Source organism: Nostoc sp. JL33, assembly GCF_017114985.1.
In the GTDB taxonomy this organism is placed as follows: Bacteria; Cyanobacteriota; Cyanobacteriia; order Cyanobacteriales; family Nostocaceae; genus Nostoc.
In genome coordinates, this window is sequence record NZ_JABXKP010000100.1 from 189,093 (window position 1) to 206,813 (window position 17,721).

Below are 17,721 nucleotides of genomic sequence, written 5' to 3' on the forward strand. Positions count from 1 at the left end.
TTTATTTCCGTGATGAGTGACAAAGCTTGACCATTTGGGAAGCAATGTTTGAGAGTGTCAAAATCCAGTCTACTGCAACAGCAGAAATTGCTGCTTCTGGCATAATATCGCTCTGGGCTGTGGCCGGTTCCTGTACAATCGTAAGCCCTCCCCGTGCTTTTATTTTCTTAAGACCTTGCACACCATCTTGATTTGCTCCTGTCAATATTACACCGATGACTTCCTCATTGTAGACATCGGCTGCTGACTCAAACAACACATCAATAGATGGCCTGGCATAGGAAACAGGCTGATCAGTCGAGAGAGCAAAGTGATCTAGTTCAACCAGCAAGTGATAATCTGCTGGAGCTAGGTAGATATGTCCTGATAGTATTTCGTCTTTGTCTTCCACTTCTCGAATCGGCAACAAAGCGGATTCTTGTAATAACTCCAGGAGTGTATTGTTAGACTCCTTGTGACGGTGTTGCACAATCGCGATCGGCACTAGGAAGTCTGCTGGTAAGTTCCCCAGGATAATTTTTAATGCTGATAATCCGCCCAAAGAAGTACCAATCACCACAATTTTAAATGACACTTGTTTAGTCTTCACACCTGTAGAATGTGGGTTTTAATCTTAGAGGATGTTTGAAAAGTATTGTAATAGTGTAATTCTTTACTACGTAAACTCTCATCACCTCCGCGGACTAAAGATAAAATCAAGGGTTTTTAACCCACGGAGGTGGGTTTTGTTTGTATAGCCGCGACTTCTAGTCGCCAGGGCTAGTATGAATTGAGACTTTCCAATCTTCTTAGTGTGACTTGATGGCTTATAAACATTCTTTCAGCATTCTCCAGTTCTACCACAGCTACTAACTTGCCTTGATTCGCTTTTATACCAAATACTCAAAATTATCAAAAAGATGGGTCTAAAACCCTGCCCTTCTAGGACGGCTTTAAGTTTTGTGGCTCTTGTCTTTATCCCCGTTACAAAACTGTACTTCTTTGAACGACTTCTTTAAATATTTTTGTCATTTGCATTACAATTAAATATTTTATCATTGTAAATTACCTGACATCTAAATATTATATTTAGGCTTTTTAAAATCTCCATTAATGACAGAATCGATACATTGTGAAAATATTTATTTGCTAAATAATTGACTTTTAAAAGTTTAATCTTTATTGTTTTGACAATTCATAAAAATTTACCTAAGCTAAAAGATAGGTTAAGCAAATCAACAAACGACAGCGATTTGGTTTAGCTACATCAAAAATTGCTGTTGCAGACTATTGGTATGAAAAAATTAATCGCAAGCAAATTTATTCAATGTAGGCAAGTTTACTATATTTGTCTACAAAAAGCTAAGAGATGATTAAGCGTATTGCACCGCGCAGATATTGAACAGATTCTGGTCAATTATGGATGGATACTTGTGGTGATGTTAGTGAGTATCCATGAATCATTGAAGTTTGACTAGCGATTTTAGATTTGGGATTTTAGATTTGGGATTAGGGTCTTCTGGTTTATCTCTCGTCAGGGGCGGAATAAATCTAAAATCCAAAATTGGCAATCCAAAATCCTTGCATTGATTGACCAAAGTGCGGTAGATATGTCCAGGAGAATACAATGCTTGAGTATTTGACATCTTTGAACGACCACAATTTACCCTATCCAGATACGATTCATCCCATCGTTGTCCACTTCGTAATTGCGATGGTATTGTTTTCCTTTTTCTGCGATGTAGTTGGCTATTTTACTGGTAAAGCCAGTCTTTTTGAGGTGAGTTGGTGGAATATGGTAGTTGCCACGATCGCCATCTTCGTCGCGATCATTTTTGGTCAGTTTGAAGCGGGTTTAGCACAACCTTACAGCCTCGCTAAATCGGTGCTGAATTTGCATACGCTGATTGGTTGGTCACTTTCGGGAATCATCACGGCAATTACAGCTTGGCGTTATGTAATTCGTGCCCGCAACCCGCAAAAAGTACCAATTTATTATTTGGGAGCCGGGTTAATTTTGACTTTGATAATTGGCTTGCAGGTATATCTCGGAGATGAACTTGTTTGGGTGTATGGATTGCATACAGTGCCAGTAGTGGAAGCAGTAAAGGATGGTCTGTTGCGATGAACTCAGAATTAATTGACCAATTGAGCGGCTCTCTAGGCGCAAACGGATTACCTTACACAATTCCCATTCATCCCAACTTAGTCCATCTGACAATAGGTTTGTTCATCATTGGGATGACCTTTGATATTGTTGGTGTTCTGTTCCCCTTTGAAAAATGGGTCTTCAAATTTTTAGCAATTACTGTGGAACGTGAGAACTTATTTGATGTTGGCTGGTACAACATGCTAGCTGCGAGCATCATCACATTTTTCACAGTGGCAGCAGGCTTTTACGAAATGCTGTTGGCAACACCAGCAGCTGATATGAAAAGTGCCTGGGGATTGCAGGCAATGGAAACTATGCTTTGGCATGGTGTAGGTGGTGTGTTCTTATTAGCGCTGATTGTTGTCCTGACCATCTGGAGAGCATGGCAGCGCTTCGTTTGGGCCAAACAAGAATATAAACAGACAGATAGAGAAGTGCAATGGATCTATCTGTTTGCAGGCATAGCAATCATGTTCATTCTGTACGTCCACGGGACACTAGGGGCGCAAATGGCTGCTGAGTTTGGCGTACACAATACAGCAGATAATTTGCTGCGATCGCACCAAGACCTCAACACAACACTCAAATAAGTCATTTGTCAAAATTCCTTTGTTTAAAGTTACTAACCATCGACCAATGACCAATGACCAATAACTAATGACCATGAAAATCCAAAAGATTTTAAGTATTTTGACGCTGCTTACAGGCGCGATCGCAGTGACTATTAGTAGTCTCTGGATCGGCAAACAAGCTTACTTTTGGCTTCCTCCGCAAGCAGCAGCCGAATCCCTACTAATTGATGATTTGATTAGCTTCTTAGTAACCCTCGGTGCTTTCATCTTCTTGGGAGTAACAAGTACTCTGATGTATTCTGTTATTTTCCATCGGGCAGTCAAAGATGACTTCACCGACGGCCCTCCAATTCATGGCAATGTCACCTTAGAAGTTGTCTGGACAGCAATCCCAATTCTTTTGGTGTTTTGGATTGGGGGTTACAGCTATCAAGTTTACGAACAAATGGGAATTCAAGGCCCATCAGAATTAGTTCACTTGCATAATCCGCTAGCAATGCAATCGGCTCATGCAGAACCAAAAGATGTACCAGCTATAGCAGAATCCGTTGAGAAAATCGACGTACTAGCTAAACAGTGGGCGTGGGTTTTTCATTACCCCGAAAAAGATATTACCAGTACGGAATTGCATTTACCGAGCGATCGCCGGATACGTTTAGCGCTGCGATCGCAAGATGTTCTACACGGCTTCTATATTCCTGCATTTCGCCTCAAGCAGGATATTATTCCCAACCATGCGATCGACTTTGAATTTACTCCTATCCGCCCCGGACAATACCGATTGACCGATTCCCAATATAGCGGCACATACTTTGCGACGATGCAGGCGAATGTAGTCGTCGAATCTCCTGAAGATTATCAGCAGTGGCTGGCCCAAGCTGCAACCCAAAAGCCATCCCCAGCAAAGAATCAAGCGGCTTCTGAGTATGCCCAAACATCCAATCAATCAGTCCAAACTGGTTGGGTTACAGTTCCACCTGCTGCACCGACTCTAGTCAATTCACCTGGTTGAAAGGAAAGTAACCATGACTAATGTTCCTATTGAAGGCATTCTTCTACCTAATGAGAAGCCTAACCACGAATCTCCAAGTAACTGGAAAGAATACTTCAGCTTTAGTACTGACCACAAGGTAATTGGTATTCAGTATCTCGTTACCTCCTTCTTCTTCTTTCTCGTCGGCGGAATCTTTGCGATGGTGATGCGGGGAGAACTGATGACACCCGAATCAGATTTAGTCGATCGCACCGTCTATAACGGGATGTTCACCATGCACGGCACCGTGATGCTGTTTTTGTGGACATTTCCCTCCCTCGTTGGTTTTGCCAACTATCTAGTGCCACTGATGATTGGGGCGCGAGATATGGCATTTCCCCGCCTTAACGCCGTCGCCTTTTGGATGGTGCCAGTAGTCGGAATTCTGATGATGGGTAGCTTCTTTGTCCCTGGTGGCCCAGCCCAAGCCGGTTGGTGGTCTTACCCGCCAGTCAGTCTCCAGAATCCCACAGGTAACTTAATTAATGGTCAAGTTATCTGGCTCTTAGCGGTGGCAATATCCGGCGTATCCTCAATTATGGGGGCAGTGAACTTTGTCACCACAATCGTGAAGATGCGGGCCCCAGGAATGGGCTTCTTTCGGATGCCCTTGTTTGTCTGGGGAGTGTTTAGCGCCCAGATTATCCAGCTATTCGGACTACCTGCACTGACAGCTGGTGCAGTGATGTTGCTACTCGACCTCACTGTTGGCACCGCCTTTTTCGACCCCGCCAAGGGTGGCAATCCAGTTATGTTCCAGCATTACTTCTGGTTCTACTCCCACCCCGCGGTTTACGTGATCATTCTGCCTGTCTTTGCGATTTTCTCAGAAATCTTCCCAGTTTATTCACGTAAACCTTTATTTGGTTACAAAGTAGTTGCTATTTCATCCATCTTGATTGCAGCAGTGAGCGGCATTGTTTGGGTACACCACATGTACGTCAGTGGTACATCAGGCTTGATGCGGTTGATTTTCATGCTGACGACAATGTGCGTGTCTGTACCCACAGGAATTAAAGTATTTGCCTGGGTAGCAACTATTTGGGGCGGTAAACTGCGGCTAAATACCCCGATGCTATTTGCCTTGGGCGGATTAATCATGTTTGTCTTCGCCGGCATCACAGGCATTATGCTTTCCTCCGTGCCCGTTGATGTCCACGTTAACAATACCTACTTTGTAGTGGGACACTTCCACTACGTCCTTTACGGCACCGTGACGATGGGCTTATTCGCTGCCATCTATCACTGGTTCCCCAAAATGACCGGGCGGATGTACTCCGAAAGCTGGGGTAAAATCCACTTCTGGTTAGCCTTCATTGGCACCAACCTCAACTTTTTGCCCATGCACCCATTAGGATTGCAAGGAATGCTACGCCGAGTTGCTTCCTACGCCCCAGAGTATCAATTCTGGAATGTCATCGCTAGCCTCGGTGGATTTCTCTTAGGAATGTCCACCTTGCCCTTCATATTCAACATGGTAATTTCTTGGATGCAAGGCGAGAAAGCACCTGCTAATCCTTGGCGGGCAATTGGATTAGAGTGGTTAGTTTCTTCACCCCCCCCAGTAGAAAACTTTGAAGAAATCCCGATCATCATCTCCGAACCCTACGGCTACGGCAAATCAGAACCCTTAACAGCCAACCTCCCAGAATAAACGCAAACTATCGGGAAGACGCAAAAACCCTCCGCGTCCCTCTGCGCTTCCCTTTGCGTTCCTCTGCGTTTCAAATTCCCCTCAAACTAACAGCAAAATGGACACTTATATCAATCCCCATGAATTGCACCACACAGGCGCAGAACATACCCACGACGAAGAAGGCAACAAGATGTTTGGCTTCATCGTCTTCCTCCTCTCAGAAAGCGTCATTTTCCTGAGTTTTTTCGCCGGATATGCGATCTACAAAACAACAACCCCTAACTGGCTACCAGCTGGTGTTACTGGACTAGAAGTAAAAGAACCGGCAATCAACACAGTAATTCTTGTTGCCAGTAGCTTTGTGATTTACTTAGCAGAGCGCGCCCTTCAACGTCATGACTTAGTGAAATATCGCCTGTTTCTGTTGGCAACAATGGCGATGGGAACTTACTTTTTAGTTGGACAGGCGATTGAATGGAACGGCCTCGCTTTTGGGTTCACATCAGGGGTATTTGGTAGTACATTCTATCTACTAACAGGTTTCCACGGTTTGCACGTTTTCACAGGTATCCTGTTACAGTTGATAATTTTAGTGCGATCGTTCATTCCTGGCAATTACGACACAGGTCACTTCGGCGTGAATGCGACTTCGTTGTTCTGGCATTTCGTCGATATTATCTGGATTATTTTGTTTATCCTCATCTATGTTTGGCAATAAATAAGAATGAGGGAGTAACTTCTCCCTCTACTTATTTCTCTTTATTCCAATTCAATTAATGATTGCAACACATCCTTGGGTAAAGACGCGATGAATCGCGTCTCTACAAATGGTATTTGTCCCATTCTTTTTTCAAATTGGTATTAGACTAAATAACTCGTATTTGGCACGATCGCAAAGAAGGCATACTCATACCAAGCAGTCCAAATGAAACTGCGAAGCCATCGCTGACGCTTTTCGGGACTCAATTCATATTCAAACGCGCCACGAGATACATCAATGGAAGATAGGTGAGAGTTGCAACCGCAGCCGTGTTGATAAGTAAAACCGTATTTAGAAGCAATACTTTGCACCTTCATCTGGATAGCAAACACCTTACCTGCATGGAGTATCGCATCCCAAGCGCGTTTGTGTTCGATATCGCGCTGATCAAATCGTAAGGCGCGTTCTTCAAAAACATGATCGCGGTAAATTGGTGCTAGATGCACATGATAGAAGCTGGCTGGTAGTTCACAACCAAACTCATTAAATAAATCTATACCAATGCGAGCCACTTTTACTTCATCAGCGAACTCGATTCCCTTTGATTCCACATCACGGAGAATTTCTGCAAAGTTCGGATAGCTGTGTTTGAGAAAGTCTTGCCCAAAAAACTCTAGAGTTTCCCATGCCAGTTGTGCAAATAGCTGCGAGAATGACGGTATCAAGTGAGCTAGTTGGGGGCGATCGCTAAACAAGTCAACATCACCATGCTCTAATTTATATAAGAACAACTGTGCCATCTCAACATAGCTTTGGGGATGGTCAAGTCCAACACTCGCGCTTCCTCTAGCAATGTCTTGCCATGTAGAAGGTAGTTGAGAAACCTGAACCGCATTTTCTCCAGCAATGACTGCAACAGGAGGACATTCGAGAAGTTGCATCGACAATCTCCTTTAAGACTTTAATCTGTAATTTACCTTAAGCGATCGCTGTATCTGTCTTCTGAACACAATTAAAAATGTTTGACAGACTGTCTTTTGACAGCGATCGTAACTTTACTCATAATATTTTTTCTGGAAAATACTTAGTGCTAATTTGAATACACTTTTAGTTACACTCACTCTATCTTTACGGTTAAATCCACCTAAATCAAAAGACCTCTCCCTGCCTTGAATTAAAGTTCAAGTCTGTCCCTCTTTGAGTCGGAGAGGGACAGGTGAAAGCGTAGTAAAAGCAGGGAGAGGTTTGTCGAACTCACGTTCAATCACGTTCATCTAGTGGTTCAAACGGTCTAGATTTTAAGCACCTGCAATTTTCTTATATATTTTCTCACCCTTAATTATCTCTTCATAGTACTGCTCATAAGGGGTGAACCTGATAGATTCTTGTCGTCCTAAACCCAAGATGCCAAAGGTGCAAAGGCTATTATAAAACAGTTCGTGTACCCGCTTTTGAAGTACCTGATTGAAATATATGAGGACGTTACGGCAAAGGATGACATTAAACTCATTAAAAGAACTGTCAGTTGCTAAATTATGCTGGGCAAAAACAACATTTTCTCTTAGAGATGCTCGAAAAATAGCGTTATCATAAGCTGCTGTATAATATTCTGAAAAAGACTTCTTGCCGCCTGCTTTCAGATAAAGGTGAGTATATTCTTGCATTAGTTTCAAAGAAAAAATACCACTTTTGGCATTTTGTAATACCTTCTCATTCATATCAGTGGCATATATGCGGCAACGGTGGTAAAGTCCTTCTTCTTGCAGTAAAATTGCCATTGAGTAGACTTCTTCACCGGTCGAGCATCCAGCGTGCCAGATGCGAATAAACGGATAGGTTTGTAAGAAGGGGATAACTTGATTTCTGAAGGTGTTATAAAAGCTGGGATCACGAAACATTGATGTGACATTCACCGTCAGAGCAAGCAAAAATCTTTCCAAATAGGCACGATTGTGGAGTAACTGCTCTTGCAATGCAGAGACATTTGCTAACCCTTCTAATTGCATGAACCCCTGAATGCGGCGCTTGAGTGAGGAAAGAGCATAATCACGAAAATCATAACCGTAGTATTGATACAGCCCTTCCAAGAGCAGATGTATTTCGATGTCCTCCAAGGTCGGTTTGGGCAAAGGCATAATATTTATAATTCATAATTCATAATTCATAATTCATAATTCATAATTCATAATTCATAATTATTACCCCAGGTATAAATGGGCTTTTTGAAATAATCATGCCGGACTTTGGGTAATTTCCATAACTAAATTTAGTTGCTCGTTAGCATCAATTAATAATTGATTATATAGCAATCCCAGATAGGTCATAAAGGAAAAATCATCACAATAATCGCCTACTTCTATGGATAAGTAAGCTACGCGCAGTGGAGGCACCAGAAGAAAGAAATAGAGAATATGTTTACAAACAATTTCAGATTGCTGTAAAACTCAAGTAGATTTTACGCCTAAAATAGCTTGCTGAATCAATTAAATTTGCTCACGGTGCTACTTATAGGTTTCAGTTTAACCAAGTGGCTCTTACTACTAAAATACCGATCGCTGTTATTGAAATCCCAGCTAGCAATCTGACTTGAGAGCGTAGATTTTTAATCTCTTGGCTCAGACTTTCTTTCTGTGGTATGGAATATGGTTCAAGTTGTACAACTTCGATAGGTACTGGTTGGGGTGTATTTTGGGGATTTTCAAAAGAAACTTTCGTATGTAGCCAAGTAGTAATCAGTTGGGGACAGTTCTTTTTAAACCAATTTAAAGCTAAGGTTCTAAAAACTGGTTTGGACATTCGGGCAATTAATTTCATCACCCTATTTAAGGGTTTCAAGCGAAGCTTTTGATTGATCAGATTGACTGAACCAACATCATAGAGACAATCCAGAATTAGTTTCACAGTGGCTTCTTCACTGTTAATCAAGTTTTGCAGTAAAAGCAGAACATCATGCATCCGCTCTGCTTCCATATACTTTTCTGCCAAGTTTTCTGGAGGGCTTCCTGAAGGACTTACGGTTGGATTTAGGGTGTTTTGTCTTACTATCGTCATATTGGTAACATAGCAGCCATAATCATGTAAGTACACCTATCTACCGAGAGAAAGATTTTTTATCTAGAGAGAGAACCTAAAAGCCAAAATTTGCTTGTGAGACACATGATTATATCGTCTCTGTAAAAAGGCTATTTGTCTAGTTCCCATGAATCTTTTATCTACTTCTGGGTAAATAAAATTTTTTCTTGAGATGCTAATACCTCAATCTGTGCAACAACCCGTTCTAATTCCTCAATAATTACAGTGGTTTCAGTCTTTCTGAAGGCATCCACAAGCGCCCGATAATACCAAAGAGTACCTTCTTTACGCCCCTGAAAACGTTCCCAAACTGATTCGCCCAAAACGCGATAATCTTTGAGAATAGATTGGGCGTTGTAAAGTTTATCTGCTAATGACACGAGCAAAATTGATGGGGAAGCGCTAGGAATATGAGCAATGTATGCCTCCTTGCGCTGTCGCCAAGGCGGTTTGGGAGTTGTATCAGCGTCAGTACAACCATCTACAATTGCTGTTACATTGTCACCAAAGCGGCGGCGAATTTCTTCTCGTGTTGCGGCGCCACCTTGGTCTTCGATCGCATCGTGTAAGAGGGCTGCGATCGCTTCATCTTCATTTGCCCCGTATTCTAAAGCAATACTAGCCACACCTAATAAATGGGCAACGTAAGGGACACCTGAACCTTTACGAACTTGGTTGGCGTGCAGTTGAGTGGCGTAGGTGAGGGCTGCGGTAAAACGTTCTGAGAGCATTGTATAAAATGAGTTAAGAGAACTCCACCTCATAAAGGATTTCTGTCAATTCTATAACAAACCGCTCCAGGCTTCGAGGTCGCAAAGGATGAGAGGGCTACAGAGCTAAAATTGAAATATCTATCAAGCTTACTATGGCGTGATCATGACCAGCGAAAAAATAACGGTGCAGTCTTTATATACTGTCACTGATGAAGAATTAATGCTGATGAGTTCGCAAAATCCAGAACTGCGCTTTGAACGCAATGCTAATGGAACCTTAGAAACTATGCCCCCAACTGGTGGAATTTCTGGTAATCGAGAAATAAAAGCAGGAGCCTATTTGTTGAATTGGGTAGAAAGTCAGGATTTAGGTGAAGTTTTTAGTTCAAGTACTGGTTTTAGATTAGCAAATACTGCTGTCAGAGCACCTGATGCTGCTTTTGTGGCTAAAGGACGTTTGCCAGAAGGTTGGGATGAAGAAGAAGACAAATTTATTAATTTAGCACCCGACTTTGTAATTGAAATTCGTTCTAAAAATGATAGTTTGGGAAAACTCAAAGCGAAGATGGAAGAATATATTACTAATGGTGTTCAATTAGGATGGTTAATTGATAGTAAAAATCAACAAGCTTTAGTCTATCGCCGGGATGGTTCAATTACTCAATATCCAGCTACGGCAATCTTGAGCGGTGAAGATGTTGTGCCTGGGTTTACCTTGGCTTTGAAAAAATTATTGTAAAAGCGATGCTTACGGCTGGCTACACCTACGCATTTTATACTAATCTTATCTGATCATGCGCCAAACCAAAATTTGATTCTAAAGTAGGCTGCGAACTTTTTTTATTAATCAGATTTCAGCGAAAGTTCCTAAACAAGCAATATAACTACTAAATTCAATATATTCAATCTTTCTTTTGAGTGATATCTGAGGACAAGCTATTCTGCATCTACGCCTTAAAAACTCTGAATACAAAAGCAAAAATTTTGATTATTATAAATATTTTAATTCTACTTTTAGATAGACAAGATTTAAATCTATATTCCATCGTCAGGTAGATAAAATACAGGTGGTAATTTGTTAACTTTATTAAAGAATTATGCTATTTGAATAGGAGTTAATTTAATAATGGCAGACAGTCCTGGATTAGGAGAGCAGGCTCTGAATAAAGCGGCAGAAATAGGATTATCTAGCCAATTAGATGAAGTAGAAAATTTAGATGTAGACATCAAAACCGATCCTCTGAAACTGGTTCAGGGTGAGGTGGATGCAGTGACGATTGAAGGTCAAGGCTTGGTTATGCAGAAAGACCTCCGCATGGAGGAATTGCAAATGCAAATGACTAGTGTTGCCATCAATCCTCTGAGTGTGGCTTTTGGCAAAATTGAACTCACTAAACCTACTGAAGCTAATGCACAGGTTGTGTTAACCGAAGCTGATATCAATCGCGCCTTTAACTCAGAATATGTGCGATCGCAACTGCAAAGCCAAAAAATCCACGTTAACGGGGAACTCAGGACTATTGAACCTCAACATGTAGACTTTCGACTACCTGGCGATGGGAAAGTAGCACTAAATGCCAGCATTAAATTAGTAGAAACTGGTGAAAATCAGCAAGTTGCTTTTTCCGCAGTTCCCAGGATCAGCGGCAATGGAAAAACAGTTACTTTGGAAAATGTCGAGTATGGCGAAAGTGAGGAAATATCGCCAGAGTTGACAAAAGCTTTGATAGATCAAACTAGCGAAATTCTGAATTTGAGTAACTTCGATTTAGAAGGAATCAGCCTGCAAGTTAACCAATTAAAAGTAGAAGTAGGTAAACTAACCCTACAAGCTGAAGCTTATGTTGAAAAAATTCCTTCAGCTTAAAATATAGTACACTAAGAAATTTAGGATACTAATAATGGAAACTACAGACACAACGCAAACAGGTTCAACACCTTTCCCAAATATTCCACCAGTTATTGAAAGTAACGATAGTGAGTATCTTGATACTGGCGTACCTAGCACAGTTGCGATCGCAGGACATCCCCTACATCCCCTGACTGTAATCTTTCCCATCGCCTTTTTAGCCGCAGCCTTGGGAAGTGACGTCGGTTACTGGTTAACTCATGATTTCTTTTGGGCTAGGGCTTCGCTATGGTTAATCGGACTCGGATTAGGTCTAGGCTTAGTCGCAGCAGGAACCGGTCTGAGCGACTTTTTGAAAATTGAACGAGTTCGCAAGCGTACCGCCGGTTGGGTGCATTTGATACTTAATGTTTCTATCCTAGTTTTATCACTCGTCAACTTTCTCCTGCGTTTGGGCGACGCTGAGTCCCGAATACTACCTTGGGGACTGTTAATCTCGCTCCTTGTTGGTACGCTGACTAGCGCTTCCGGGTGGTTCGGTGCCGAACTCTCCTATCGCCACAAAATCGGTGTAGTGGGTGCTGGTAGCAGAAGATATCCATAACGAAGTTAGCACTTACGCACAAGAGATCGCCCAAAAATCTTCCAAAACCTCAAAGAGTCCTATCAGACATCCCTCTCCTTAGTAAGGAGAGGGACAGGTTTTACCTAGTAAAACCAGGGTGAGGTATCTCAGGGGCTATGAGACTTAACCGTAAATTGCCTCACCAAAGCCTTGTGTACACCGTAGCTTTTTAAGGGGGGAATGCGCTACGCAAACGATGTTTCAGGTTTTCCATTCGTAAGTCGGAAGTAATTGGTAATTAAAATCCAAAATTACGAATTATTAAGAAAGAGCAGTACAGAGGCTAAGATTTTGCTTAGTCTTTAGCCCTGAGAAAATGCGCCCAAATCGTAACCAAACAATATTTATTATTCTTTCTGCGCTCATCGTTGTACCGATGGGCTTTTTGTTTAAATACTACACTGGGCCTGCCCATGAGTGGTTTAATGACTACGGAGCAGCTGTATTTTACGAAATATTTTGGTGTCTGTTCGCATTTTGGTTTTTCAGAAGTCGGGCGGCGGTAATCCAAATTCCTATATGGGTTTTTGTCATCACCTGTATACTAGAATTCTTGCAACTTTGGCATCCGCCACTCTTAGAGGAAATTCGCGCCACCTTGATAGGTAAATTGTTACTTGGTACTACCTTTGTTTGGTGGGATTTTCCTCATTATGTATTGGGTTCTGTTTTAGGTTGGTTGTGGCTGCGACAATTACACGGAATAGGTTATGCAAAAAAAAGTCAAGGTTAAACCTAATTCAAAACAGCAAAAGATTGAAGAACAACCTGATGGCAGTTTAACTGTGTATTTAAAATCGCCCCCAGTCGATGGTAAGGCGAATCAAGAGTTAATTAAACTATTAGCAGAGAAATTTGATCTACCCAAATCTCATATCAGAATTAAATCAGGTTTGTCCTCCCGGCAAAAGCTGATAGAAATTGATACAGATATTTAATTGCTGTTTAGTAACACATTCTAAGAAAACTCTATCTGTCTCCTGAATGTGAGCCTATATCCCACCCAATACATCCTCTGCCAAAGCCAAGAAATGAGAAACAGAAACTCGCAAAACCGAATTTTTATCAAGAAGTAAAGGCTTTAACTAATAAACCTCTTGCAAAAATACTTGAACCGCCAGGGACTTGAGTCCCTGGCTAATAGCAAAACTCCGTTGAAACGGACTAAAAATACTGTCATTAGTCGGTTTGAACCGACTTGAGCTATAAGAAAAGGAAATTTATTTCCGGGCAGGTGTTTGACTTTTGCAAGAGGTCTAATTACTAATACACTAAAGGCGTCACTTTCCTGAAGGCGATGCCTGCCCGAACGTGCAAATAATGTCGGACTACATCCTACTTCTTCTTTGCCGCCCATGTTGCACTTCCCAATGGACTTGCGTTCGGATCTGTTGTTGGTGCTGGACCGGAAAACCGTGGTGCGGCACTGGGTCGTTGACCTTTAGCTATAAGCGCCACCTCTAAGTTCCTCAAGGCAGTTTTCTCCTTTTCAATCCGAACGGCATGTCCTGGATTAGCTCCTCCATGGTTAAGTGCCGATACTTCTCGATATCCAATTGATTTCTTCATTATATTAATAGCTGTATCCAAATTATTGTGGGTGGGAGACGCCTCATTTCCCAACAAGTTCATTGCCCAATCAACATCATCTTTCAAGCCTTGTACTGACTCGTTGGCGGTCGGTTGATTCTTGGGTGCCAGTTGTAATACTAGATTCTTGGCTGGTACAGTGCATTCAAACTTTGCTTGAATCGGTTGCTGTGATGATACATAAGAACTATTTACAGAAACATTTGCTAGGTGATGACCGTAACGGTCAGCTTTTTCTAGAGAACTCCGCCATAAGTCAGTTTTTTTTGTTTGTAAAACAGTCGATCTTTCTTGTTGTTGTGGTGTAACCATATTATTTTTGTTATTTTTGGATTGAATTTTTAGTTTTGTAGCTTCAAACCTATCCTGTTGATATTGTTGATTTTCTATATTATATTGCTGTGTTAGGGCTGCGTTAGAGTCCTTAACCTTTTGAGTATTGTGTATTGAAGTATCAGGATTGCTGTTACTTTTTCTGCTGACCTGCTGCTGATAGCTCATAAATCCCTGAAATAAAATGCAGAATCTAAAATATTGTAGTTACCAGTAATACTAACTTATAAGTAGGCAGGTACGAAAAAATAAACCTATGTAAAGATAAGTAAATACGGAGAACCAGCCAATACATCCATGCAAAGAAGTGCAGGACTTATAGACAAAGTGGGAACACATGGGTTTGTACATCTTCTTTTTACCCAAATACTGCTCTGAAATCAACCCAATAGAATTAGAGTGACAACACCTCAAAAAAGATGAACTGGTAGGACAAATGTTTAATATTTAATTGAAATTTTCTTATTATTTTAATACCTCAACTCTTGGAGACGAACGCGAGTGCGTCTACACGTAGCTTCCGTTTCAGGCGGGCTTTAAATTCCCATCTGAAACAGTCTTGAATGCAAGAATTTTGAATTTTAAATTGTTTAAGGTTGTGTAATACTGATATACCTGGGTTGAGCTTTGACGAGTTCTATCCAAGCTTGGATAGCAGGAAATTGTGTTAAATCGAACCCTCCTTCATCAGCTACATGAGTGTAAGCGTACAAGGCAATATCAGCAATCGTGTAACACTCCCCCACAAAAAAAGTGTGAGAAGTTAAGTGGAGTTCCATCAAGTTAAGTGCTGCATAACCTAGTTCATGTTTTTGCTTGATAGCTTCACTATATTCTTCAGTTTTACCTAAAATAGAAATCCAAAATCTTGATTTAGCAATAAAAGGTTCATGGCTATACTGTTCAAAACATAACCATTGCAGCACCTGCGCTCGTAAAAATCGGTCATAGGGTAAAAATTCTGTGCATTCACTCAGATACACCAATATGGCATTTGATTCTGCCAAGTATTTCCCTGGTTTAATTTCCAGAAGGGGTATCTTACCGTTAGGATTTTTACTTAAAAATTCTGGTGTTCGAGTCTCGCCTTTCAAGATGTTAAGCTCTACCCTCTCAAAAGGCATACCTAGTTGCGTCAATAAAAGACGTATCTTATAACCATTGCCAGAGGGTAAAAAATCATACAAACGTAATACTTCCATGCTAAAATACAGTTAAGAATATGTTGATAAGTGAAGTAAAGTGAAGGTTGAAAATATAATATTTTACCAAAATATTTTCCCAAAACCGGATAATTGTTTTGTTATTTGGCTTCTGAGTACTAGAGAAAATCATTAAAAAAATAAAAAAAGTATTATTTTTTTCTAGATTGAGATGTTTAATTTAGTTAGTGGTCGAGAATAAAAGTATGTGTGGAAGATTCACTCTAAACCAGTCGGCAGCAAGTTTAGCTCAAGTTTTCCATGTTGAGCCAGTTCCAGATTTAGCAGCAGAATATAACATTGCACCTACGCAAATGGTGGCAACAGTGTTACAAAATCCCGAAAGCGAAAAGCGTGAATTTAAGCAGTTGCATTGGGGATTAATTCCGTCATGGGCCAAAGATGCAGGAATGGGGGCAAAGCTGATTAACGCTAGGGCAGAAACTGTTGCCGAAAAACCTTCTTTTCGTTCGGCTTTTAAGCATCGACGCTGTTTAGTGCTAGCTGATGGCTTTTATGAGTGGCAAAGGCAACAAGGCAAAAAGCAGCCATTTTATTTTCGCCTTCAAGATGGGGAACCCTTCGGCTTTGCAGGTTTGTGGGAGAAATGGCGATCGCCTGCTAACGAAGAAATAATCTCTTGTACAATTTTGACAACGGCAGCTAACGAATTACTCCAACCTATCCACGAGCGGATGCCAGTGATTCTAGAGCCAAAAGATTACGATTTATGGCTAGATTCCCAAATGCAAACGCCCCAAACCCTACAGCAGCTATTGCGTCCCTATCTAGCGTCAGCAATGACTGCGTATCCAGTTAGCACCTTGGTAAACAACTCTCGGCATAATAGTCCAGAGTGCATCATCCCACTCAGTGAGAAGAATGCCCCCACAAATCAGTTAAATTAGCTATTGAGTGTGCTAGGGGATTGGCGAGATGAGGGAGATGGGGAACAGGGAAAAAAACTATTGATAATTGCCCAATGCCCCATGCCCAAAGCCCAATGCCCCATGCCCAAAGCCCCAATCCCCAATCCCCAGAGACTACTATGCCAAGAACACAAAAGAACGATAATTTTGTTGACAAATCCTTTACAGTGATGGCGGATATCATCCTAAAGATCCTGCCAACCAATAAAAAAGCTAAAGAAGCGTTTGTTTATTATCGAGATGGCATGTCAGCCCAAGCAGAAGGGGAATATGCTGAAGCATTAGAATATTATGAAGAAGCTCTAACACTAGAGGAAGATACCAGCGATCGCGGCTATATTCTCTACAATATGGGGCTAATCTATGCCAGCAACGGTGACCACAACAAAGCCTTAGAACTGTATCACCAGGCAATTGAGTTAAACCCACGTATGCCCCAAGCTTTGAACAACATCGCCGTGATTTATCACTACCAAGGCGAAAAGGAGAAAGAATCTGGAGATAACGAGGCTGGCGAAGCACTCTTTGACCAAGCAGCAGACTATTGGATTCGAGCTATTCGCATGGCTCCCAATAACTACATCGAAGCTCAAAACTGGTTGAAAACCACCGGGCGATCGCAAATTGACGTATTCTTCTAATAGTGATGAGTTAAGAATTATAAATCATTCACTCCTGTACAGACGCGATTAATCGCGTCTCTCCTCACTCCTGTACAGACGCGATTAATCGCGTCTCTCCTAACTAAAAAAAATATGATTGACCAAGAACAAGTTCATAAAGTAGCTAATCTTGCTCGTTTAGAATTGACTCCCGAAGAAGAGGAACAATTCACTACCCAGTTAGGAAGTATTCTGGATTATATTCAACAGTTAGATGAACTTGATGTTAGCAATGTGCCCCCAACAACGCGGGCAATTGATGTCAGCAACATCACACGAGAGGATGAATTGCAACCCTATCCTGACCGACAAAGCATCCTCAACAGTGCGCCTGAACAAGAAGGCGAATTTTTCAAAGTTCCAAAAATCCTCAACGCTGAATAGTCAAAAGTGAGCCAGCGCGGGAACAGGGGGTTCCCCCCATGAGCGACTGGCGTTAGCGAGCTTGCGTACTCCTGCGGAGGACAAGCTACGCGCAGCGTCTGTCTGCGACACGCTGCGCGAACGTAGAGAGCGTTACCCCGAAGGAGTCAAAAGTCAAAAGTTTTGACTTTTGACTTTTGACTTTTGACTTCCCCGTTCGCGCAGCGTCCCGTAGGGAAGGGGCCGACCGTGCCAATTTTAGATTAAAGAATTAAAGAATTAAAAATTATTTCGGTTCATACCCGCCCCTT

21 protein-coding genes are annotated in these 17,721 nt (G+C 41.6%); 13 read left to right on the forward strand and 8 right to left on the reverse strand.

What is annotated here, in order from left to right:
• Nucleotide 1 precedes the first annotated feature (1 nt).
• Complete coding sequence (locus tag HWQ23_RS30810; RefSeq protein WP_292837250.1) at nucleotides 2-574, reverse strand: chemotaxis protein CheB; 573 nt, start codon at nucleotides 572-574, stop codon at nucleotides 2-4.
• A 1,032-nt stretch (nucleotides 575-1,606) separates the two neighbouring features.
• On the opposite strand from HWQ23_RS30810, the gene HWQ23_RS30815 reads away from it, so the two are divergent.
• The 5 genes from HWQ23_RS30815 (at nucleotide 1,607) to HWQ23_RS30835 (ending at nucleotide 6,090) form a co-directional block, all read left to right on the forward strand.
• A complete protein-coding gene (locus HWQ23_RS30815; RefSeq protein WP_292837252.1) occupies nucleotides 1,607-2,107 on the forward strand; it encodes a DUF2231 domain-containing protein in 501 nt (166 codons plus the stop codon).
• A complete protein-coding gene (locus tag HWQ23_RS30820) occupies nucleotides 2,104-2,721 on the forward strand; it encodes a DUF2231 domain-containing protein (protein WP_292837254.1) in 618 nt (205 codons plus the stop codon). Before HWQ23_RS30815 ends, HWQ23_RS30820 begins: the two co-directional genes overlap by 4 nt.
• 73 nt (nucleotides 2,722-2,794) lie before the next feature.
• Nucleotides 2,795-3,715: a cytochrome c oxidase subunit II gene (locus HWQ23_RS30825; RefSeq protein WP_292837415.1), complete on the forward strand. Its 921-nt coding sequence runs from the start codon at nucleotides 2,795-2,797 to the stop codon at nucleotides 3,713-3,715.
• A 13-nt stretch (nucleotides 3,716-3,728) separates the two neighbouring features.
• Nucleotides 3,729-5,390: a cytochrome c oxidase subunit I gene (ctaD, locus tag HWQ23_RS30830; protein WP_292837256.1), complete on the forward strand. Its 1,662-nt coding sequence runs from the start codon at nucleotides 3,729-3,731 to the stop codon at nucleotides 5,388-5,390.
• Nucleotides 5,391-5,487: 97 nt separating this feature from the next.
• On the forward strand, nucleotides 5,488-6,090 hold the full coding sequence (locus tag HWQ23_RS30835) for a cytochrome c oxidase subunit 3 (RefSeq protein ID WP_292837258.1): 603 nt from the start codon (nucleotides 5,488-5,490) through the stop codon (nucleotides 6,088-6,090).
• A gap of 143 nt (nucleotides 6,091-6,233) precedes the next feature.
• Here the strand turns inward: HWQ23_RS30835 and HWQ23_RS30840 are convergent, their stop codons facing one another.
• From HWQ23_RS30840 to HWQ23_RS30860, 5 genes are all read right to left on the reverse strand, one after another.
• Nucleotides 6,234-7,013, reverse strand: coding sequence for a hypothetical protein (locus HWQ23_RS30840; RefSeq protein ID WP_292837260.1), 780 nt, complete (start codon nucleotides 7,011-7,013; stop codon nucleotides 6,234-6,236).
• A gap of 357 nt (nucleotides 7,014-7,370) precedes the next feature.
• A complete protein-coding gene (locus tag HWQ23_RS30845; RefSeq protein ID WP_292837262.1) occupies nucleotides 7,371-8,207 on the reverse strand; it encodes a CheR family methyltransferase in 837 nt (278 codons plus the stop codon).
• A 96-nt stretch (nucleotides 8,208-8,303) separates the two neighbouring features.
• Entirely contained in the window at nucleotides 8,304-8,462 is a 159-nt protein-coding gene (locus HWQ23_RS30850) for a hypothetical protein (RefSeq protein WP_292837264.1), read from the reverse strand.
• 124 nt (nucleotides 8,463-8,586) lie between these two features.
• Complete coding sequence (locus HWQ23_RS30855) at nucleotides 8,587-9,123, reverse strand: hypothetical protein (RefSeq protein ID WP_292837266.1); 537 nt, start codon at nucleotides 9,121-9,123, stop codon at nucleotides 8,587-8,589.
• Nucleotides 9,124-9,284: 161 nt separating this feature from the next.
• Nucleotides 9,285-9,875: an HD domain-containing protein gene (locus tag HWQ23_RS30860; RefSeq protein WP_292837268.1), complete on the reverse strand. Its 591-nt coding sequence runs from the start codon at nucleotides 9,873-9,875 to the stop codon at nucleotides 9,285-9,287.
• A gap of 145 nt (nucleotides 9,876-10,020) precedes the next feature.
• Between HWQ23_RS30860 and HWQ23_RS30865 the strand changes: the two genes are divergently transcribed.
• The 5 genes from HWQ23_RS30865 to HWQ23_RS30885 all read left to right on the forward strand — a co-directional run bounded on the left by HWQ23_RS30865 (nucleotide 10,021) and on the right by HWQ23_RS30885 (nucleotide 13,269).
• Nucleotides 10,021-10,596, forward strand: a complete 576-nt coding sequence (locus HWQ23_RS30865; RefSeq protein ID WP_292837270.1) for a Uma2 family endonuclease — start codon at nucleotides 10,021-10,023, stop codon at nucleotides 10,594-10,596.
• A 387-nt stretch (nucleotides 10,597-10,983) separates the two neighbouring features.
• Complete coding sequence (locus HWQ23_RS30870; protein WP_292837272.1) at nucleotides 10,984-11,724, forward strand: LmeA family phospholipid-binding protein; 741 nt, start codon at nucleotides 10,984-10,986, stop codon at nucleotides 11,722-11,724.
• 34 nt (nucleotides 11,725-11,758) lie between these two features.
• Nucleotides 11,759-12,310, forward strand: a complete 552-nt coding sequence (locus HWQ23_RS30875) for a DUF2231 domain-containing protein (RefSeq protein WP_292837274.1) — start codon at nucleotides 11,759-11,761, stop codon at nucleotides 12,308-12,310.
• Nucleotides 12,311-12,647: 337 nt separating this feature from the next.
• Nucleotides 12,648-13,064, forward strand: coding sequence for a ribosomal maturation YjgA family protein (locus HWQ23_RS30880; RefSeq protein WP_292837276.1), 417 nt, complete (start codon nucleotides 12,648-12,650; stop codon nucleotides 13,062-13,064).
• A complete protein-coding gene (locus HWQ23_RS30885) occupies nucleotides 13,042-13,269 on the forward strand; it encodes a DUF167 domain-containing protein (protein WP_292837278.1) in 228 nt (75 codons plus the stop codon). Before HWQ23_RS30880 ends, HWQ23_RS30885 begins: the two co-directional genes overlap by 23 nt.
• 397 nt (nucleotides 13,270-13,666) lie before the next feature.
• Here the strand turns inward: HWQ23_RS30885 and HWQ23_RS30890 are convergent, their stop codons facing one another.
• Together HWQ23_RS30890 and HWQ23_RS30895 are read right to left on the reverse strand one after the other, a co-directional pair.
• Nucleotides 13,667-14,422: a hypothetical protein gene (locus HWQ23_RS30890; protein ID WP_292837280.1), complete on the reverse strand. Its 756-nt coding sequence runs from the start codon at nucleotides 14,420-14,422 to the stop codon at nucleotides 13,667-13,669.
• 422 nt (nucleotides 14,423-14,844) lie between these two features.
• Nucleotides 14,845-15,456, reverse strand: a complete 612-nt coding sequence (locus HWQ23_RS30895; RefSeq protein ID WP_292837282.1) for a glutathione S-transferase family protein — start codon at nucleotides 15,454-15,456, stop codon at nucleotides 14,845-14,847.
• Nucleotides 15,457-15,662: 206 nt separating this feature from the next.
• Between HWQ23_RS30895 and HWQ23_RS30900 the strand changes: the two genes are divergently transcribed.
• The 3 genes from HWQ23_RS30900 to gatC all read left to right on the forward strand — a co-directional run bounded on the left by HWQ23_RS30900 (nucleotide 15,663) and on the right by gatC (nucleotide 17,431).
• Entirely contained in the window at nucleotides 15,663-16,364 is a 702-nt protein-coding gene (locus tag HWQ23_RS30900; RefSeq protein ID WP_292837284.1) for an SOS response-associated peptidase, read from the forward strand.
• 140 nt (nucleotides 16,365-16,504) lie between these two features.
• A complete protein-coding gene (locus HWQ23_RS30905; protein WP_292837417.1) occupies nucleotides 16,505-17,026 on the forward strand; it encodes a photosystem I assembly protein Ycf3 in 522 nt (173 codons plus the stop codon).
• Between the two features lie 114 nt (nucleotides 17,027-17,140).
• Nucleotides 17,141-17,431, forward strand: a complete 291-nt coding sequence (gatC, locus tag HWQ23_RS30910) for an Asp-tRNA(Asn)/Glu-tRNA(Gln) amidotransferase subunit GatC (protein WP_292837286.1) — start codon at nucleotides 17,141-17,143, stop codon at nucleotides 17,429-17,431.
• Nucleotides 17,432-17,721 lie beyond the last annotated feature (290 nt).

Excerpts from the sequence above, each read along its gene's own strand:
- HWQ23_RS30870 (WP_292837272.1), top strand. The coding sequence starts at position 10,984 with ATGGCAGACAGTCCTGGATTAGGAGAGCAGGCTCTGAATAAAGCGGCA.
- HWQ23_RS30900 (WP_292837284.1), top strand. The coding sequence starts at position 15,663 with ATGTGTGGAAGATTCACTCTAAACCAGTCGGCAGCAAGTTTAGCTCAA.
- HWQ23_RS30855 (WP_292837266.1), bottom strand. The coding sequence starts at position 9,123 with ATGACGATAGTAAGACAAAACACCCTAAATCCAACCGTAAGTCCTTCA.
- HWQ23_RS30890 (WP_292837280.1), bottom strand. The coding sequence starts at position 14,422 with ATGAGCTATCAGCAGCAGGTCAGCAGAAAAAGTAACAGCAATCCTGAT.
- HWQ23_RS30820 (WP_292837254.1), top strand. The coding sequence starts at position 2,104 with ATGAACTCAGAATTAATTGACCAATTGAGCGGCTCTCTAGGCGCAAAC.
- HWQ23_RS30895 (WP_292837282.1), bottom strand. The coding sequence starts at position 15,456 with ATGGAAGTATTACGTTTGTATGATTTTTTACCCTCTGGCAATGGTTAT.
- HWQ23_RS30835 (WP_292837258.1), top strand. The coding sequence starts at position 5,488 with ATGGACACTTATATCAATCCCCATGAATTGCACCACACAGGCGCAGAA.
- HWQ23_RS30860 (WP_292837268.1), bottom strand. The coding sequence starts at position 9,875 with ATGCTCTCAGAACGTTTTACCGCAGCCCTCACCTACGCCACTCAACTG.
- ctaD (WP_292837256.1), top strand. The coding sequence starts at position 3,729 with ATGACTAATGTTCCTATTGAAGGCATTCTTCTACCTAATGAGAAGCCT.
- HWQ23_RS30845 (WP_292837262.1), bottom strand. The coding sequence starts at position 8,207 with ATGCCTTTGCCCAAACCGACCTTGGAGGACATCGAAATACATCTGCTC.
- HWQ23_RS30825 (WP_292837415.1), top strand. The coding sequence starts at position 2,795 with ATGAAAATCCAAAAGATTTTAAGTATTTTGACGCTGCTTACAGGCGCG.
- HWQ23_RS30865 (WP_292837270.1), top strand. The coding sequence starts at position 10,021 with ATGACCAGCGAAAAAATAACGGTGCAGTCTTTATATACTGTCACTGAT.
- HWQ23_RS30880 (WP_292837276.1), top strand. The coding sequence starts at position 12,648 with ATGCGCCCAAATCGTAACCAAACAATATTTATTATTCTTTCTGCGCTC.
- HWQ23_RS30815 (WP_292837252.1), top strand. The coding sequence starts at position 1,607 with ATGCTTGAGTATTTGACATCTTTGAACGACCACAATTTACCCTATCCA.
- HWQ23_RS30840 (WP_292837260.1), bottom strand. The coding sequence starts at position 7,013 with ATGCAACTTCTCGAATGTCCTCCTGTTGCAGTCATTGCTGGAGAAAAT.
- gatC (WP_292837286.1), top strand. The coding sequence starts at position 17,141 with ATGATTGACCAAGAACAAGTTCATAAAGTAGCTAATCTTGCTCGTTTA.
- HWQ23_RS30875 (WP_292837274.1), top strand. The coding sequence starts at position 11,759 with ATGGAAACTACAGACACAACGCAAACAGGTTCAACACCTTTCCCAAAT.
- HWQ23_RS30885 (WP_292837278.1), top strand. The coding sequence starts at position 13,042 with ATGCAAAAAAAAGTCAAGGTTAAACCTAATTCAAAACAGCAAAAGATT.
- HWQ23_RS30905 (WP_292837417.1), top strand. The coding sequence starts at position 16,505 with ATGCCAAGAACACAAAAGAACGATAATTTTGTTGACAAATCCTTTACA.